This window comes from Kitasatospora sp. NPDC002965 (assembly GCF_040611255.1).
Lineage (GTDB): Bacteria > Actinomycetota > Actinomycetes > Streptomycetales > Streptomycetaceae > Kitasatospora.
Genome location: NZ_JBEXNT010000006.1, coordinates 80,844 through 96,423, shown reverse-complemented (window position 1 = coordinate 96,423; position 15,580 = coordinate 80,844). Strand labels below are relative to the sequence as shown.

Annotated in this window: 11 protein-coding genes and 1 CRISPR repeat array; of the genes, 3 read left to right on the top strand and 8 right to left on the bottom strand. The window is 73.4% G+C overall.

What is annotated here, in order from left to right; translation table 11 throughout:
- Positions 1–86 precede the first annotated feature (86 nt).
- The 4 genes from ABZY91_RS04660 to ABZY91_RS04645 all read right to left on the bottom strand — a co-directional run bounded on the left by ABZY91_RS04660 (position 87) and on the right by ABZY91_RS04645 (position 5,026).
- Positions 87–473 carry a rhodanese-like domain-containing protein gene (locus ABZY91_RS04660; protein WP_329950453.1) on the bottom strand — a complete coding sequence of 129 codons (387 nt, stop codon included), beginning with the start codon at positions 471–473 and terminating at the stop codon, positions 87–89.
- Positions 467–1,204, bottom strand: a complete 738-nt coding sequence (locus ABZY91_RS04655) for a cysteine dioxygenase family protein (protein WP_355399704.1) — start codon at positions 1,202–1,204, stop codon at positions 467–469. Before ABZY91_RS04655 ends, ABZY91_RS04660 begins: the two co-directional genes overlap by 7 nt.
- A gap of 190 nt (positions 1,205–1,394) precedes the next feature.
- Positions 1,395–1,472 (bottom strand): putative leader peptide, encoded by a 78-nt coding sequence (locus tag ABZY91_RS04650; RefSeq protein WP_101948289.1) that lies wholly within the window; start codon positions 1,470–1,472, stop codon positions 1,395–1,397.
- Positions 1,473–1,519: 47 nt separating this feature from the next.
- On the bottom strand, positions 1,520–5,026 hold the full coding sequence (locus ABZY91_RS04645) for a hypothetical protein (protein ID WP_355399702.1): 3,507 nt from the start codon (positions 5,024–5,026) through the stop codon (positions 1,520–1,522).
- 480 nt (positions 5,027–5,506) lie between these two features.
- Between ABZY91_RS04645 and ABZY91_RS04640 the strand changes: the two genes are divergently transcribed.
- From ABZY91_RS04640 to ABZY91_RS04630, 3 genes are all read left to right on the top strand, one after another.
- Complete coding sequence (locus ABZY91_RS04640) at positions 5,507–6,349, top strand: nitrilase-related carbon-nitrogen hydrolase (RefSeq protein WP_329950456.1); 843 nt, start codon at positions 5,507–5,509, stop codon at positions 6,347–6,349.
- A 16-nt stretch (positions 6,350–6,365) separates the two neighbouring features.
- Complete coding sequence (gene hydA, locus ABZY91_RS04635; protein WP_355399700.1) at positions 6,366–7,781, top strand: dihydropyrimidinase; 1,416 nt, start codon at positions 6,366–6,368, stop codon at positions 7,779–7,781.
- A gap of 116 nt (positions 7,782–7,897) precedes the next feature.
- Positions 7,898–8,914: a TIGR03842 family LLM class F420-dependent oxidoreductase gene (locus ABZY91_RS04630; protein WP_329950457.1), complete on the top strand. Its 1,017-nt coding sequence runs from the start codon at positions 7,898–7,900 to the stop codon at positions 8,912–8,914.
- A 189-nt stretch (positions 8,915–9,103) separates the two neighbouring features.
- Here ABZY91_RS04630 and ABZY91_RS04625 read toward each other — a convergent pair whose 3' ends face one another.
- The 4 genes from ABZY91_RS04625 to cas6e form a co-directional block, all read right to left on the bottom strand.
- Positions 9,104–9,448 (bottom strand): hypothetical protein, encoded by a 345-nt coding sequence (locus tag ABZY91_RS04625; protein WP_329879537.1) that lies wholly within the window; start codon positions 9,446–9,448, stop codon positions 9,104–9,106.
- Positions 9,449–9,745: 297 nt separating this feature from the next.
- Positions 9,746–13,070: direct repeats of the CRISPR family, unit length 29 nt; unit sequence GGGAACATCCCCGCAGGCGCGGGGAGCAG.
- 320 nt (positions 13,071–13,390) lie between these two features.
- Positions 13,391–13,816: a type I-E CRISPR-associated endoribonuclease Cas2e gene (gene cas2e, locus ABZY91_RS04620; protein WP_355399697.1), complete on the bottom strand. Its 426-nt coding sequence runs from the start codon at positions 13,814–13,816 to the stop codon at positions 13,391–13,393.
- Positions 13,813–14,778, bottom strand: a complete 966-nt coding sequence (gene cas1e / locus ABZY91_RS04615; RefSeq protein ID WP_355399695.1) for a type I-E CRISPR-associated endonuclease Cas1e — start codon at positions 14,776–14,778, stop codon at positions 13,813–13,815. The genes cas2e and cas1e overlap by 4 nt, the downstream gene beginning before the upstream one ends.
- A gap of 5 nt (positions 14,779–14,783) precedes the next feature.
- On the bottom strand, positions 14,784–15,578 hold the full coding sequence (gene cas6e / locus ABZY91_RS04610) for a type I-E CRISPR-associated protein Cas6/Cse3/CasE (protein ID WP_355399693.1): 795 nt from the start codon (positions 15,576–15,578) through the stop codon (positions 14,784–14,786).
- Between the last annotated feature and the right edge of the window lie 2 nt (positions 15,579–15,580).

Here is a 15,580-nt window from a genome sequence, read left to right as displayed (position 1 = left end):
CCGCAGGACGGCGGACGATCCAGCGGCGTCGAGGCCGGCGGATCGGCGGCGTCCTGCGGCGCCGGTTTCACGGTCCTGGCGCGGGATCAGCCGCCCTGACGCGTCGGCAGTCCGGCGGCGGCCCACCCGACGAAACCGCCGTCGAGGTCGGTCGCCCGGTGCAGACCCAGCTCGCGCAGCGAGGCGGCCGCCAGGCTCGACGCGTACCCCTCCGAGCAGACCACGACCACCGCCACGTCGTGTCCCGCGGCCTCCGGGATCCGGTGACTGCCCGTCGGGTCGAGCCGCCACTCCAGCACGTTCCGCTCGATGATCAGCGAGCCCGGGATCTCCCCCTCGGCCGCCCGCTGCGCCGCCGGCCGGATGTCCACCAGCAGGGCGCCGTCCAGCTGGGCCCGGTAGGCCTCCTCGGCCCCCGGCCGGTGGACCCCCTCACGGGAGCGCGCCACCAGGTCGTCGATCGTGGTCACCACTGTTCGGGTCCTTCCTCGGAGGTGCGGACCAGGCCGCCGGCCCGCAGTTCGTAGTGCGCCATGGAGCTGAGCGGCGGCGAGTACGCGTGCAGCGTGACCGCCGGTCCGGACGCGGTGTTGCGGACGTCGTGCACGTACTCGGGCCCGAACGCGCGGGTGGTTCCGGACTGGATCCGGCGGATCAGCAGGCCCTGCTCCGGGCCGCCGAGCGACAGCTCCTCCAGCTCGCCCAGCGCCACGGTGAACGCGCCGCGCGAGCCGCCGTGGTCGTGGAACCCGGTCGACTGGCCGGGCAGCCAGCTGATCAGCCAGACCTCGTGGTCGTCGTCGGCGACCAGCCGCCGGTACCAGCGCTCCTCGGTGGAGAGCCGGACGTGGTGGATCCACTGGTCGGGCTGCTCGGCCAGCTCGCGGACGACGGCCCGCAGCGTGCTCGGGGTGAGCGGTACCCGGCCCTCCTCGGTGACGACGGTGCCGGACCCGGTCGGGGCCGCCGTGCCGGTCGCTCTCCCGGCCGCGCTGCCGCCGGGAGCGTCGGCGCCGGCGGTGGAGGTGCCGGTGACGGGGGCGCCGGCAGCGGACGTGCCGGAAGCGGACGTGCCGGGAACGGGGGCGCCGGGGACGGACGCGGCCGGGGAGGCGGTGGCAGGGGACGCCGCAGCCGAGGTGGCGGCGGCGGATGCGACGGATACGGCGGAGGCGAGCGTGTCGGTGGCGAGGTCCAGGCTCATGTGGGTGTCCTCGGGGAAGGCGGGCGCTGGGTGGTGCCGTGCGGCGGCGGTACGGCCGTGCCCGGGTGCGGTGCGCCGGGCCGGCGGGGCGGCCGGAGGCGGGTCACACGGGGAGGCGCGTCAGGAGAGCGGGTGCGCGGCGCGGGTCCTGGGGAGTGTCACAGGGAGGGGCCGGCGGGGAAGGACAGGGTCAACAGGCACAGATGGAACTCGCCTGGCGTCGGAGATCGACGTGCAGGCGGCAGACCAGAGTGGTGCCGGAGTCCATGCGCCGGATCCTTCCCGACGGAACGGGCACGAGTCAAGCGAGCACCCTCATGGTCGCCGGCCGCGCGCCCGATCGGGCGGGGCGGGAGGACCGGTCGGCGGACCGCCCGCCACCTCGGCGTCCGGCGCCGGAGCGGGCCCGGGCAGAGGAACCGACGTGGCCCCCGGCGGGGGCGGCGGTCCGGTGCCGGGGGCGGCCCCGGCGGCGGTATCGGCGGCGGTCCCGGCCGGGGTCCCGGTCCCGGTTCCGGAGCCCGAACCGGCCCGGGTCCCGGACGTGGCTCTCGGCCCGGCGCCGGACAGGGCCGCCTTCACTGCGGGTTCGGCCTGCTCGCCGAGGTACCGGCCGAGGGTCTGGTAGGCGTCGAACTGCCGGTGGTCGAACCACTGGTCGCTGGTGCTGTCGTTCGGGAAGGACGCGTCGGTCATCGCGTACGCGTGCAACTCGTACGGCATGCCGGCGGTGAGGGCGGCCTGGGCGACGATCAGCGTGCCCCGCCGGGCGGCCGACGGATCGGCGCCGTCCGCGGAGCAGCCGTCGTCCAGGTCGAGCGGCCACGGGTACTCGATGTCACCGACGACCACCGCCCGGGCGGAGAGCCGGTCGGCCAGCCGCGCCGCCAGGCCGCGCAGTGGCGGGTGCCCGGCCCCGTCGGAGGACGGGCCCCCGTGCGGGTCGCCCCCGGCGGCGCCCGCGGTCCCGGCGCTGCCCGGGATCAGCAGGTCCGGTTCGCGGAGGGTGATGGTGATGCCCAGCTCCTCGCGGGCCAGGGTGATCGCCGCCGCCAGGGTGGCGGCGAAGGTCGAGTCGCCGCTGGCGTCGATGCAGACCGCCGTCCGCACGCCGTGCCGCAGGAGTTCGACGAGTCCGAGGTTCTCGTAGTGGCCGCCGTCGGTGGTGAGCAGGAACCGCGCGTCCATCGGGTACCGGCCGCAGACCTCGCGCAGCTGGTAGGGGAGCCGGCGGACGGCGGGCTGCGGCGCGTACCGCCAGTCCCGGTCGGCGGCCCAGAGCGGGGCGAGCGCCGCCGGGTTGGGCAGCCAGGTCCCGAGCCGCGCGTTGGTGATCGCGAACAGCCCCTGGTAGCCGCGCGACTGACGGCCCATCGCGGACGAGAACGCCGCGCCGGAGACGGCCATCGCGGACTGCACCGTGAGGTCCCGGCCGATGTGCCGCCGGGTGCGTCGCTCCAGCAGGTCGGTGCGGGCGTACCCGACGTCCGGTCCGCCCACGTAGTCGGACGAGAAGGTGAACGAGACCGCCCGGCGGCCGGGCGGCGTGCGCGCGTTGCCGGAGAGGTTGGCCGCCGCGGCGAAGATCACCTGCGGGAAGTCGGGGTGCCGGGCGCCGTAGTGGCTGAGGCGGGTCTGCTCGCGGAAGAAGTGGTACGGCCGGGCGAGCACCTCCCCGCCGTCACGGTCACCGGCACCGGCACCGGCACCGGCACCGGCACCGTCGCCGGCACCGTCCTGGCCACCGGCACCGCGCTCGACCGAGCGGCGGACGGCGAACGCGGCGGCGAGGCGCCGACGGTAGAAGGGGTGCAGGCCCATCCAGGTCTGGTCGAGGTTGAGGCCGACGGTGCCGAGGACCAGGGGCAGCAGGAGCTGCGCGGCCGGCGGCCAGGCGTGCCCGGTGGCCACCGCCCAGCCGAGCGCCAGCAGCGCGCCCGCGGTGAGCGCGGCCAGCGCCGACCAAAGCACCAGGTACTCGGCGATCCGCCCGGTGAGGCTGCCGCCGATCCGCCGGGTGCCGCGGACCAGCCCGCCGAGCACCGCCGCCCCTTGTTCGATGGCGTGCCGGCCGTGCCAGAGGATCCCGAGCAGCAGGGCCAGGTAGCTGAGCAGCACGGTGGCGCTTATGCCGGCGCCGGTCTGCCGTGCGCCGACGGCGAGCGCCTGTTGCAGCCGGACCGCGCCCCAGGCCAGCCCGGGTACGGCCAGGACGCCGAGCGTGACCAGGGCCGCCACGGCGAGTGCGGCCTGCGAGAACCGGCGCAGGACGCGCGGCAGGAGGGTGTCCCAGCCGAGCCAGGAGAAGGTCAGCAGCCAGAGCAGCCAGCCCAGGGCGGCAGCCGTCAGCAGCCCGGCCAGGGTGAGCAGGGCGGGGGCGCGGAGGGCGAGCGGGCCGAGCCCGGGCCCGCCGACGCCGCCCCCGGTGACCGGGCCTTGGGTGTGCAGACCGACGGCGGCCAGGTCGTCCAGGTCGGTGAGCGGTACGAGGTGGTAGAAGCGGCTCAGCCCCAGGCCGATCACCAGGACGGAGGCGAGCAGCAGGGCGAGCGCCGCGACGAGGCCGCGCAGCAGCGTGCCGAGGGCGACCAGCCACTCGCCCGCGCCGTCCGCCAGGTACTTGGCGTGGCGTCGGAGGTGGTCCTCCTCGGGGGATCCGGGCTCCAGCACGGTGTCGGCGGTCAGACCGGAGACGGCCCGGACGGGGCAGGCCGGCGCGGAGTCGCTGAGCGCCAGCTGCATGGCGCCGACCGTGTAGCCGCCGCCGGAGACGGAGACCAGGTAGCGGGCCTGCTTCAGCCACGGGCGCAGGGACTGGAGGGCCCCGAGGGTGACGCAGGCCGAGCGGATGCCGCCGCCGGAGACGCAGAAACCGAGCGGGGCGTGCTCGCGGCCGGGCGGGACCCGGGCGGCGTTGCGCCAGCGGGCCTGTCGGGTGAGCGGCCCGTGGGCCCGAGGTCCGGGTGGCCACCGTCCGCCCCGCGCCGTCGCCACCGGCCACGGGGGGATCAGCTCCGGTCCGCGGTCCGGTTCGGCGTCGGGTCCGCCGTCGGGTCCGCGATCCGGTCCGCCGTCCGGTTCGTCGCCGTGGACGGCGCTCGGCCCGTCCTCCGGTGCGCCGCTCGACCCGCCGCTCGGACCGCCGTTCGGACCGTGGGTCGTCCCGCCGTCCGGCCCGCCGTTCGGCCCGCCGGCCGTCTCCTCCGCTGGCCGCCGCAGCACCCCGCGCGCGGCCCGGTGGACGGTGGCGGAGCAGACCACCGTGCCGACCACCCCCGCGGGCAGGAGCAGCAGCCACTTCACGGTGGCGAACGCGGCCGCCGCCAGGAAGGGTGTGTCACCGCCCGCCGGTCCGGGACCGCCCCCGCCCAGCCCGGCGTCGAGCAGGAGGTCCTCGGCGAGGTCACAGGCACCCGCCAGCACGCCCGCGAGGCCGGCGACGAGCGCGACCAGCCGCCAGTGCGGCCGCGTGAACACGTATCCGCCGAGCATCCCGGCGGCCGTCAGCGTCACCGAGTAGCCGCAGACCAGCCAGAGGTCCGCGTCCAGGGACGCGCGGAAGTCGGCGGCCCGGTCGGCGACCACGGCCGCGGCGGCGGCGCGGGAGCCGGCCAGCTGGAGGCGGATGTCCCGGGCGCCCTGGCCGTCCGTCGTCCACCGCGCGAAGAGCAGCCACCCGAGGGCGGCCGGTACCGGGACGCCGAGCCCGAGCAGGACTCCGGCCCACGCCGGTACCGGGCGTCGGCGCGCCGGGTGCGGAGGCGCCGGGTACGAGCGGGCAGGGTGCGCGGGGCCTCCGCGATCCTCGGGTACAGCCGTCACGTCCACCTCCCCCTGCACACGTGTGAACGACCGAACGCCGGGGCCGGGGACCGGCGGTGGCTCACCGTCGGCGACCGCCCGGCGACGGACCGGAGCAGCATCATCAACCCTCTTGCCCGGACCCGCACCACCTCGCACACGATTCACCCGAATGAGTAAGGCGAGCACTGTTGGGGTAGATGACCGTTTCATCCCATCTACGAGACCCCGCGTGTCCGCGTAACAGGATCGCCCCGGGCGCGTTACGTCCGACGTATTGTCAGGCGACCGAGGCCGGGCCTACGGTCGACGCACCAACTTTCTACGCACGTAGACACCGTGCGCGGTCGTGCCGGAACGCACCGGCGCGCGGAGCCGTGCGCGGCGCTCCACGTGGCCCGTAGTGCGGTGCCGTCCGCGGTGCCGCAGGCAGAACCGCCCCGTCAACCCTCAGACCGCAGGCCCGACCCCCGGACGGACCGCGGAGTTGCGGAGGTACCCATGTCGCAGATCGTCCGTGCCGCCCTCGTCCAGACCCGGTGGACCGGCGACCAGGAGAGCATGATCGCCCTCCACGAGCGGTACGCCCGCGAGGCCGCCGCGCAGGGCGCGCAGATCCTCGGCTTCCAGGAGGTCTTCAACGCCCCGTACTTCTGTCAGGTCCAGGAACCCGAGCACTACCGCTGGGCCGAGCCCGTGCCCGACGGACCCACCGTCCGCCGGATGGCCGAACTCGCCCGCGAACTCGGCCTCGTCCTCGTCGTCCCCGTCTACGAGGAGGAGCAGCCCGGCGTCTACTACAACACCGCCGCGGTGATCGACGCCGACGGCAGCTACCTCGGCAAGTACCGCAAGCACCACATCCCGCAGGTCAAGGGCTTCTGGGAGAAGTACTACTTCAAGCCCGGCAACGTCGGCTGGCCCGTCTTCGACACCGCTGTCGGCAAGGTCGGCGTCTACATCTGCTACGACCGCCACTTCCCCGAGGGCTGGCGGGCCCTGGGACTCGCCGGCGCGCAGATCGTCTACAACCCCTCCGCCACCAGCCGCGGCCTCTCCGCGTACCTCTGGCAGCTCGAACAGCCCGCCGCCGCCGTGGCCAACGAGTACTTCGTCGCCGCCATCAACCGCGTCGGCACCGAGGAGTACGGCGACAACGACTTCTACGGGACCTCCTACTTCGTCGACCCGCGCGGCCGGTTCGTCGGCGAGGTCGCCTCCGACAAGGAGGAGGAACTCGTCGTCCGCGACCTCGACATGGGCCTCATCGAGGAGGTCCGGCAGCAGTGGGCGTTCTACCGCGACCGCCGCCCCGACGCGTACGGGCCGCTGGCCGAGGCGTGAGGGGGGCGACCACACCATGACCACCCGCACCGTCATCCGCGGCGGCCTCGTCATCACCGCCACCGAGGAACTCCGCGCCGACGTCCTCATCGAGGGCGAGCGCATCGTCGCCCTCGCCACCACCGGCAGCGAGGCCGCCCTCGCCTGGACCGCCGACACCCTGATCGACGCCGCCGGCCACTACGTGATCCCGGGCGGCGTCGACGCCCACACCCACATGGAACTGCCGTTCGGCGGGACCCACGCCTCCGACACCTTCGAGACCGGCACCCGCGCGGCCGCCTGGGGCGGCACCACGACCATCGTCGACTTCGCCGTCCAGCCCGTCGGCGGCAGCCTCCGCGAAGGTCTCGACGCCTGGCACGCCAAGGCCGACGGCACGTGCGCCGTCGACTACGCCTTCCACACCATCGTCTCCGACGTCAACGACGCGGTCCTCAAGGAGATGGACGCGCTCGTCGACTCCGGCGAGTCCACCTCCTTCAAGCTGTTCATGGCCTACCCCGGCGTCTTCTACAGCGACGACGGCCGCATCCTGCGCGCCATGCAGCGCGGCGCCGCCAACGGCGGGCTGATCATGATGCACGCCGAGAACGGCATCGCCATCGACGTCCTCGTCGAACAGGCCCTCGCCGCCGGCCGCACCGCCCCCCGGTACCACGGCGAGGTCCGCCGCGAACTCCTGGAGGCCGAGGCCACCCACCGCGCCATCAAGCTCGCCCAGGTCGCCGGCAGCCCCCTCTACGTCGTCCACGTCTCCGCGGCCTCCGCCCTCGCCGAACTCGCCCGGGCCCGCGACGAGGGCCTCCCCGTCTTCGGCGAGACCTGCCCCCAGTACCTCTTCCTCTCCACGGACAACCTCGCCGAGGAGGGCGCCGACGGCTTCGAGGGGGCCAAGTACGTGTGCAGCACGCCGCTGCGCCCCCGGGAGCACCAGGAGGCGCTCTGGCGCGGCCTGCGGACCAACGACCTCCAGGTGGTCTCCACCGACCACTGCCCGTTCTGCTACACCGGGCAGAAGGAGCTCGGCCGCGGCGACTTCTCGAAGATCCCCAACGGCCTGCCCGGCGTGGAGAACCGCATGGACCTGCTCCACCAGGCCGTGGTCGACGGGCGACTGAGTCGCCGCCGCTGGATCGAGATCGCCTGCACCACGCCCGCCCGGATGTTCGGCCTGCACCCGCGCAAGGGCACCATCGCCCCCGGTGCCGACGCCGACGTGGTCGTCTACGACCCCAACGCCGTCCAGACCGTCTCCGCCGCGAGCCACCACATGAACGTCGACTACTCGGCGTACGAGGGGCGTACGCTCACCGGCCGCGCCCGCACCGTCCTCTCCCGGGGCACGGTCGTCCTCGACCACGGCACCTGGCTCGGGCGGGCCGGCCACGGCACCTTCCTGCGCCGTGACACCTGCCGGTACCTGGACTGAGCCCCGCCCGTCCGGGCCCACCTCCCCGGCCTCCGGCCGCCCTTGCTCCTCCGCCCGCCCGGGTCACGGCCCGGGCGGGTTCCCGTTCCCCCTCCTCCCGACCTCCGGAGCCCGCCATGGACATCGGCCTCGTGCTGCAGACCGACCCGCCCGCCAGCCTGCTCGTCGACCGCATGGTCCGCGCCGAGCGGGCCGGCTTCAGCCACGGATGGACGTTCGACTCCTGCGTCCTGTGGCAGGAGCCCTTCGTCATCTACAGCCGCATCCTCGCCGAGACCAGCACGCTCAAGGTCGGCTCGATGGTCACCAACCCCTCCACCCGGACCTGGGAGGTCACCGCCTCCCTCTTCGCCACCCTCAACGACATGTACGGCAACCGCACGGTCTGCGGCATCGGGCGCGGCGACTCCGCGATGCGGGTCGCCGGCCGGCATCCCGCCACCCTCGCCCGGCTGTCCGAGGCCATGCACGCCATCAAGGAGCTGGCCGAGGGCCGGACCGCCGAGGTCGACGGCACGGAGATGCACCTGCCGTGGGTCGGCGAAGGCGCCGCCCTGCCGGTCTGGATGGGCGCCTACGGGCCCAAGGCCCTCGCCCTGACGGGGCGCCAGGCCGACGGGTTCATCCTCCAACTCGCCGACCCCTACCTCACCGAGTACATGGTCAAGGCCGTCCGCCGGGCCGCCACCGAGGCGGGCCGCGACCCCGACGCGGTGACCGTCTGCGTCGCCGCGCCCGCCTACGTCACCGCCGACGACTCGCCGGCGGCCCTCGCCCACGCCCGCGAACAGTGCCGCTGGTTCGGCGGCATGGTCGGCAACCACGTCGCCGACCTCGTCACCCACTACGGCGAGCACTCCGACCTCGTCCCCGAAGCCCTCACCGCCTACATCAAGGACCGGCAGGGCTACGACTACAGCCACCACGGCCGCGCCGGGAACCCCGACACCGCCTTCGTCCCCGACGAGATCGTCGACCGGTTCTGTCTCATCGGCCCGCCCGACGCCCACCTCGCCCGCCTCGAACAGCTCCGCTCCCTCGGCGTCGACCAGTTCGCCATCTACGCCATGCACGACGCCGTCGAGTCCACCATCGACGCCTACGGGACCGACCTCATCCCGCGCCTGCCGTGACCAGGCCGCCCCGGCGCCACCACCTCCCGGAACCCACTTCGCAGGCGCGCGGGGAGGGCGCCTACCGCGCCAACGGGCCGCCCGCAGCACCAGCCGTCTCCCGCCGGTCGACCACGGATCGGGAAGACCGGACGGAGCGCCACAGGCCGGCGGGCGAGCGGCCGCGGGCCGGTGGCCCACTACGCCCGACTACGGCACGAGGAGGATGGAGTTGATCGGCGTGAAGTCGATCGAGGGGTAGTCACCCGTGGTGCGGTACGTGATCGAGCAGTCCGTGCCGTTGTAGCCCCGGCAGAGCTCGAAGCCCGCGCCGCCGGTCTGGCTGTTGGCGAGTATGTGGTACCCGGTGACGTTGTCGAGGTTGTGGGCGCCGTAGCTGTAGAAGATGTTCTTGCTCAGGATGTCTCCGCCGAACTCGCGGATACAGACCGCCCCGCTCGGGCACGTCGTCGCCGCCACGGCGCCGGGGGCCGCGGCGATCCCCGTTCCCACGGCGAGCGACAGGGCGGTCATGGCCATCGCGATCTTGCGCATGCTTCTTCCTCATCTCTTCTCGGACGGTTCCGGTGCGCCTTGGTGCCGTTCGCGCCGTTCCGGCCCCGGGATGCCGGACCGGACGTAGCGCCAACTGACGGCGTCCGCGGTGGGGCGGTGACCGGTCGGTACGGCAGCCGTGCGGACACGTACAGCCTGTCGATTGGCATGAACATTTGCAAGGAAGGGTAAGGAGGATGGCCGGTACACCACTCTCCATGGCCGACCGGACAGGCGGGCGACCTCCCGCACATGGCCCGCGGCGCCCAGCGCGGCACGGCGCCGGCCGACGGTGAAGGCGACACCCCCACAGGCGCGGGGAGCAGCCCAAGGCGAAGAGCTACGGGTCGTCCTGGTGGGGAACATCCCCGCAGGCGCGGGGAGCAGAACGGCCCGTACAGCGTCATCGACACCTTCCAGGGAACATCCCCGCAGGCGCGGGGAGCAGCGCCCGCCAGACCTGCCCGCTCTGCCGCACCCGGGAACATCCCCGCAGGCGCGGGGAGCAGACGACTGGGTCGCTGGCGCCACCCGCCACGCCGTCATGACGGGAACATCCCCGCAGGCGCGGGGAGCAGCTGGCCGTGGTCCGGAGGGGTGTCGGCGAGCTGGGAACATCCCCGCAGGCGCGGGGAGCAGGGGCGACCGCGATGTGTCCGGCTCCGGCGCCGGGGAACATCCCCGCAGGCGCGGGGAGCAGCGCCGGTGTTTCCGGTGGGGCGCCCTCGGTGTGGGAACATCCCCGCAGGCGCGGGGAGCAGTTGACCCGGGTCTGAGCGGGCGCCAACACGCTGGGAACATCCCCGCAGGCGCGGGGAGCAGGACCACCCTCGCCCCCGAGGCCGTCGTCACCTGGGAACATCCCCGCAGGCGCGGGGAGCAGCCGAGCCGCCGGGCCGACGCGAACAGGGTCCTGGGAACATCCCCGCAGGCGCGGGGAGCAGGGGGCGCCGGGCACCGAGGACGTGGAGGAGCTGGGAACATCCCCGCAGGCGCGGGGAGCAGTGGCGGTACCGGGGCGGTGGGCCTGGTGGGGAGGGAACATCCCCGCAGGCGCGGGGAGCAGGACGAGAGCGCTGATGTGCGTGTGGACCGGGCCGGGAACATCCCCGCAGGCGCGGGGAGCAGGTTCGCTGGAGCGTGCCCTCGTTCTTGCGGACGGGAACATCCCCGCAGGCGCGGGGAGCAGGCCGACCCGGGCGCTCTCACGGACTCCCGGGCGGGAACATCCCCGCAGGCGCGGGGAGCAGATGGACCCCGACATCATGGGCCCGCTCGCCCAGGGAACATCCCCGCAGGCGCGGGGAGCAGCCGCACATCCACCCCCACCAGTTCCGGCACACGGGAACATCCCCGCAGGCGCGGGGAGCAGGCGGTGGCGGCCCCCGATGCGGTGGCCATTTTGGGAACATCCCCGCAGGCGCGGGGAGCAGGTACACGGTCCTGTTGTGGCTGGCCAAGCCCGCGGGAACATCCCCGCAGGCGCGGGGAGCAGAGGTCTGTCGAGTCGACCAGGTGCGAGACCGCGGGAACATCCCCGCAGGCGCGGGGAGCAGGCCGAGTCTCTGCTACTGCTCGGCCGGATCGAGGGAACATCCCCGCAGGCGCGGGGAGCAGACCGGCTGGGTGACCGCCAACCCGGCCCGCGCGGGAACATCCCCGCAGGCGCGGGGAGCAGTGCGGAGCCTGCTGGCCGCCGTTGCCGACGGTGGGAACATCCCCGCAGGCGCGGGGAGCAGCCGGTTCCGTTTGACCGCCGGTTCGCCGCCGCGGGAACATCCCCGCAGGCGCGGGGAGCAGGGCTTTGCCCCCGTCCCACCGAAGGGTCCGAAGGGAACATCCCCGCAGGCGCGGGGAGCAGGGCTTTGCCCCCGTCCCACCGAAGGGAACATCCCCGCAGGCGCGGGGAGCAGACACCACCATCATCGTTGCCGGTCGGCGTGTCGGGAACATCCCCGCAGGCGCGGGGAGCAGACCAGCGAGCTGGGCCCGCAGGCCACGCCGATGGGAACATCCCCGCAGGCGCGGGGAGCAGCCGTAGAAGAAGGCGCGCGCCTGGTACGGCGGGGGAACATCCCCGCAGGCGCGGGGAGCAGGCGGCCCCGGGCTCGTACGTCGGCCAGGCTAGGGGAACATCCCCGCAGGCGCGGGGAGCAGTCGCGACGGGACAGCGGGTAGTGGTCGGCCTCGGGAACATCCCCGCAGGCGCGGGGAGCAGGTCCGCGTCCCAGGCGGTGAGCACGCCCTGCTGGGAACATCCCCGCAGGCGCGGGGAGCAGACGGTCGAGCCCGACGGAACGATCAGCGGCCGGGGAACATCCCCGCAGGCGCGGGGAGCAGAAGTCGATCACCGGCGATGCGGTCAAGCTCTGGGGAACATCCCCGCAGGCGCGGGGAGCAGACCGTGGCGGGGGTGTGCTCGCGGACGGCCGAGGGAACATCCCCGCAGGCGCGGGGAGCAGATTTCAGGCTGCGGAGACGGACTCTCGATTCAGGGAACATCCCCGCAGGCGCGGGGAGCAGGCGGCACGGGCCCACGGTGTGGACGAGGCGCTGGGAACATCCCCGCAGGCGCGGGGAGCAGGCCATGAAGGGCGCCATCGGCAGCCTCAACCCGGGAACATCCCCGCAGGCGCGGGGAGCAGGACGGCTCCCTGCGGGACATCGATGTACCGCCGGGAACATCCCCGCAGGCGCGGGGAGCAGGAGGGTGCCGAGCTCGTCCTCGGCGGCACGGAGGGAACATCCCCGCAGGCGCGGGGAGCAGACCGTCCGCGCGGGCCGCATCCTGCGCGAGCTGGGAACATCCCCGCAGGCGCGGGGAGCAGACCAGCGATTCGGCCACGCCATGCCGTCCCAAGGGAACATCCCCGCAGGCGCGGGGAGCAGTGGACGAGCCGGAGTGCGACGCTCAGCATCCGGGGAACATCCCCGCAGGCGCGGGGAGCAGACGATCTCGGCGGCCCAGCAGGTCGCGGCCTGGGGAACATCCCCGCAGGCGCGGGGAGCAGGTGACATCCATGGCAGACACCACCTCTCCCGTGGGAACATCCCCGCAGGCGCGGGGAGCAGGTCCTTCTCCTTCGTCGTGGTGGAGCTCTGGGGGGAACATCCCCGCAGGCGCGGGGAGCAGTCGTCGTCCAGCATTCGAGCGGCGACGGTCGGGGGAACATCCCCGCAGGCGCGGGGAGCAGGAATGCGCCCTGCGGAGTGCGCGCTGGTAGCGGGGAACATCCCCGCAGGCGCGGGGAGCAGGGCTGGCGTCTCGGCGAGACCGAGTGGTTCGCCGGGAACATCCCCGCAGGCGCGGGGAGCAGATTCGGTGTGCAATCCCGTGGAGGTGTTTCCCGGGAACATCCCCGCAGGCGCGGGGAGCAGACTCTGGGCCCGTCAGGTGCAGCCTGACGGCTGGGAACATCCCCGCAGGCGCGGGGAGCAGATGGTCGATGACGCCCGGGAGAGGCTCGACGGGGGAACATCCCCGCAGGCGCGGGGAGCAGACCGCCTCCCAATTCCCCGCTGCCGCCGGAGGAGGAACATCCCCGCAGGCGCGGGGAGCAGATTCGGTGTGCAATCCCGTGGAGGTGTTTCCCGGGAACATCCCCGCAGGCGCGGGGAGCAGAGTTGGTGAGCTGGGGGGGTGTCAGGGGGCGAGGGCGATCTGAGCAACTTGCTGGGTATCGGGCATTCCGTGTTTTCCGGTTGATTTGGTGTGCTGGCGGTGAATCCGGGCCGGCAGGCTATCCGGTGCGGGAATGGGCGGCGATGAAGTGGTGTCGCCATCCACGAAGAAGGCGGGTTGCGAGGGCATCCTCCCGGTTCTCCTGTCGGGCTCCTTGGCGAATCCTCATACCGCCTACGCCGCTTCTTCAGTCGTGGCACGTCCTGGAGCCGTTCCACCGTCGCCCGTTTCCGTGGTGGGTGGCCTTCTCACTGTTGGAGCTAACGGGCCCCGAACCGGCGCCGTTTGGCGGCCTTGCTCCACCCTGCGCCCTCGTTCCCGCCCGCCGTCCGAGCGGAGGCGCCGGGCGGGCTGGTTCGCATGGCTTCGGTTGCGGAGATCGGCGGACGGGCCTCCGGGCGAGGCTGTGGACGGTCCGAGGGACGGTGGATCAGCGTCAGCCCCTCGTGGTCAACCGGATGCCACCGGTGCTCGTGCGTCTCGAACGCGAAGCCCTGCTCGGTGTCCGTGCTGTAGGTGAGCAGCGCCCGGCCGCGGCCACGGTACGTCCGGACCTCCTCCCAGAGCACCTCCCGGACCCGCGTCGACGGGGCGCCGACGAACACACCCGGCGAGATCTCCGTGAGCCACCTGGTGAGCAGCCCGCGCAGGCCGACGGGACAGTCGGCGAGCACCAGAGTGATCACCAGATCGCCTCCGCACCGTAGTTGCGGCCGCCTGCCACAGTGCCGTTCCGGTCGGTGTGCAACCCGACCTCGTCCGCCTCCCCGTTCAGCGCCGCCGTGTCCGGCTCCGACCGGCGGTAGGCGGAGAGTAGCCCCTGGATGTCGGAGACCGTCCGGTCGAGCAGTCCCGCCGCGCGAATTCGCTCGCGCAGCGCCCGACGGGTCCGCCCGGCCACATCGTCCGGTCCCTCGGCTGCCGCGTCGAATGCGGCCGGGATACCGAACTCCACCTTGTAGAGGTCCGCCACGTCCATGACGAACGACCGCTCGTGACCGGAATGCACGAACCCCAGGGCCGGGGAGCAACCCAGCGCCACGACCACCGAGTGTGCGATCCCGTACAGGCACTGTGCGGCAGCGGTTACCGCCTGGTTCGGTGCGTCGCCAGCCGCGAAGTCACCAGGGTCGTACGTCCGCCGGACCCAGCGGACGCCGGTTCGGGCCGCCTCCCTGCGGTAGGTGCCCTTCACCCGGTCGCCCTCGCGGCCGAGCAGTTCCCGTCGGGTCAGCCCGCTCGGGTCCTCGTCGGGGAAGCGCAGGCGGTACATCTGCCGAGCCACGTCCAGTCGGTGGCGCAGGTTGGCCCACGCGATGGCCTGGGCCTCCGCGAGTCCGGCCGACCGGGTCAGAGCCCGACCGCCCGCGTAGTACCGAACCCCGTGCTCGCCCACCCAGACCACACCCGCGCCCGACTCGCCCAGCACGCTCATCGCCTGGTGAGTGACCCGGGTGCCGGGTCCGAGCAGGAGGACCCCGATGGTGGCGGACGGGATGTGGCGCACACCCCCGTCATCGGTGGCCGTGATCGCGTTGTCCTCGCGGCTGATCACGCACCGTTCCAGGTACAGGAAGGAGACGCGGTCGCCGATCCGGGTCAGCTCGCGCGGCGTGGACGTCGGCCTGGCGGCAGGAGTCGCACCCATCCCGATCAGCCCCGTACCGGTGCGAGCGTCATCAGCCCACAGCCGTAGGCCTTCGCCTTGCCCAGTCCCGCGGTGAGGGTACGGCGCAGTGCGTCCGGGTCGGTGACGCGCAGCCGGCCGTCGAAGGTCGCGGTCGTCAGGGTGACTTTGTGCCGGCCGCCGTTCGTCCGGTCGTTCTTGCCGAAGGAGAGGCCCTGGCGGCGGTGGACGACGAGTTCCCGTTCGTCCCCTTCCGCCAGTAGCCGGTGCTCGGGCGGCTTCTCGGCGACGGTGAAGCCCGCCCTCTCCTGTTGCTTCAGAAGCCAGGCCGCCTGGTGGTGGTGGGTTTGGTGTGCGGTGCGTTTGATCGGCTCGTCGGGGGTGCGGCGGATGCTGTGCACCGGGTTGGCGGTCAGTCGGAAGGCCCAGGTCGAACCGGTGGTGAGGGCGGCGAGGAAGGCACCGTAGTCGTATGTCTGCCAGCCGCCGGTGGTCGGCCAGCCGGCCTGTTCGACCAGGTGGGTGAGGTCGGGGCGCTGCGGGCTGACCAGGTAGAGCAGTACCTCGGTACGGGAGTTGTGATCGATGCGCCAGAGCACCCGGGGGGAGGTCTCGGCGAGTGTGGCGGCTGTCGACGCGACGGGTACGGCCGTGGCTGTGGTCGCAGGCGCGATCGTCGGGCCGCCGGTCGGCAGGGGAGCGGGAGTCGCATCGTGGTCGGCGAACGAGGCCATGACGGCGCCGTGCAGTAGCTGCGGCGACGAGAGCAGTCGGCGTGCCCCGGCTCGGGCGGTGTTGACGCGAAAGCGGGTGAGGAACATCT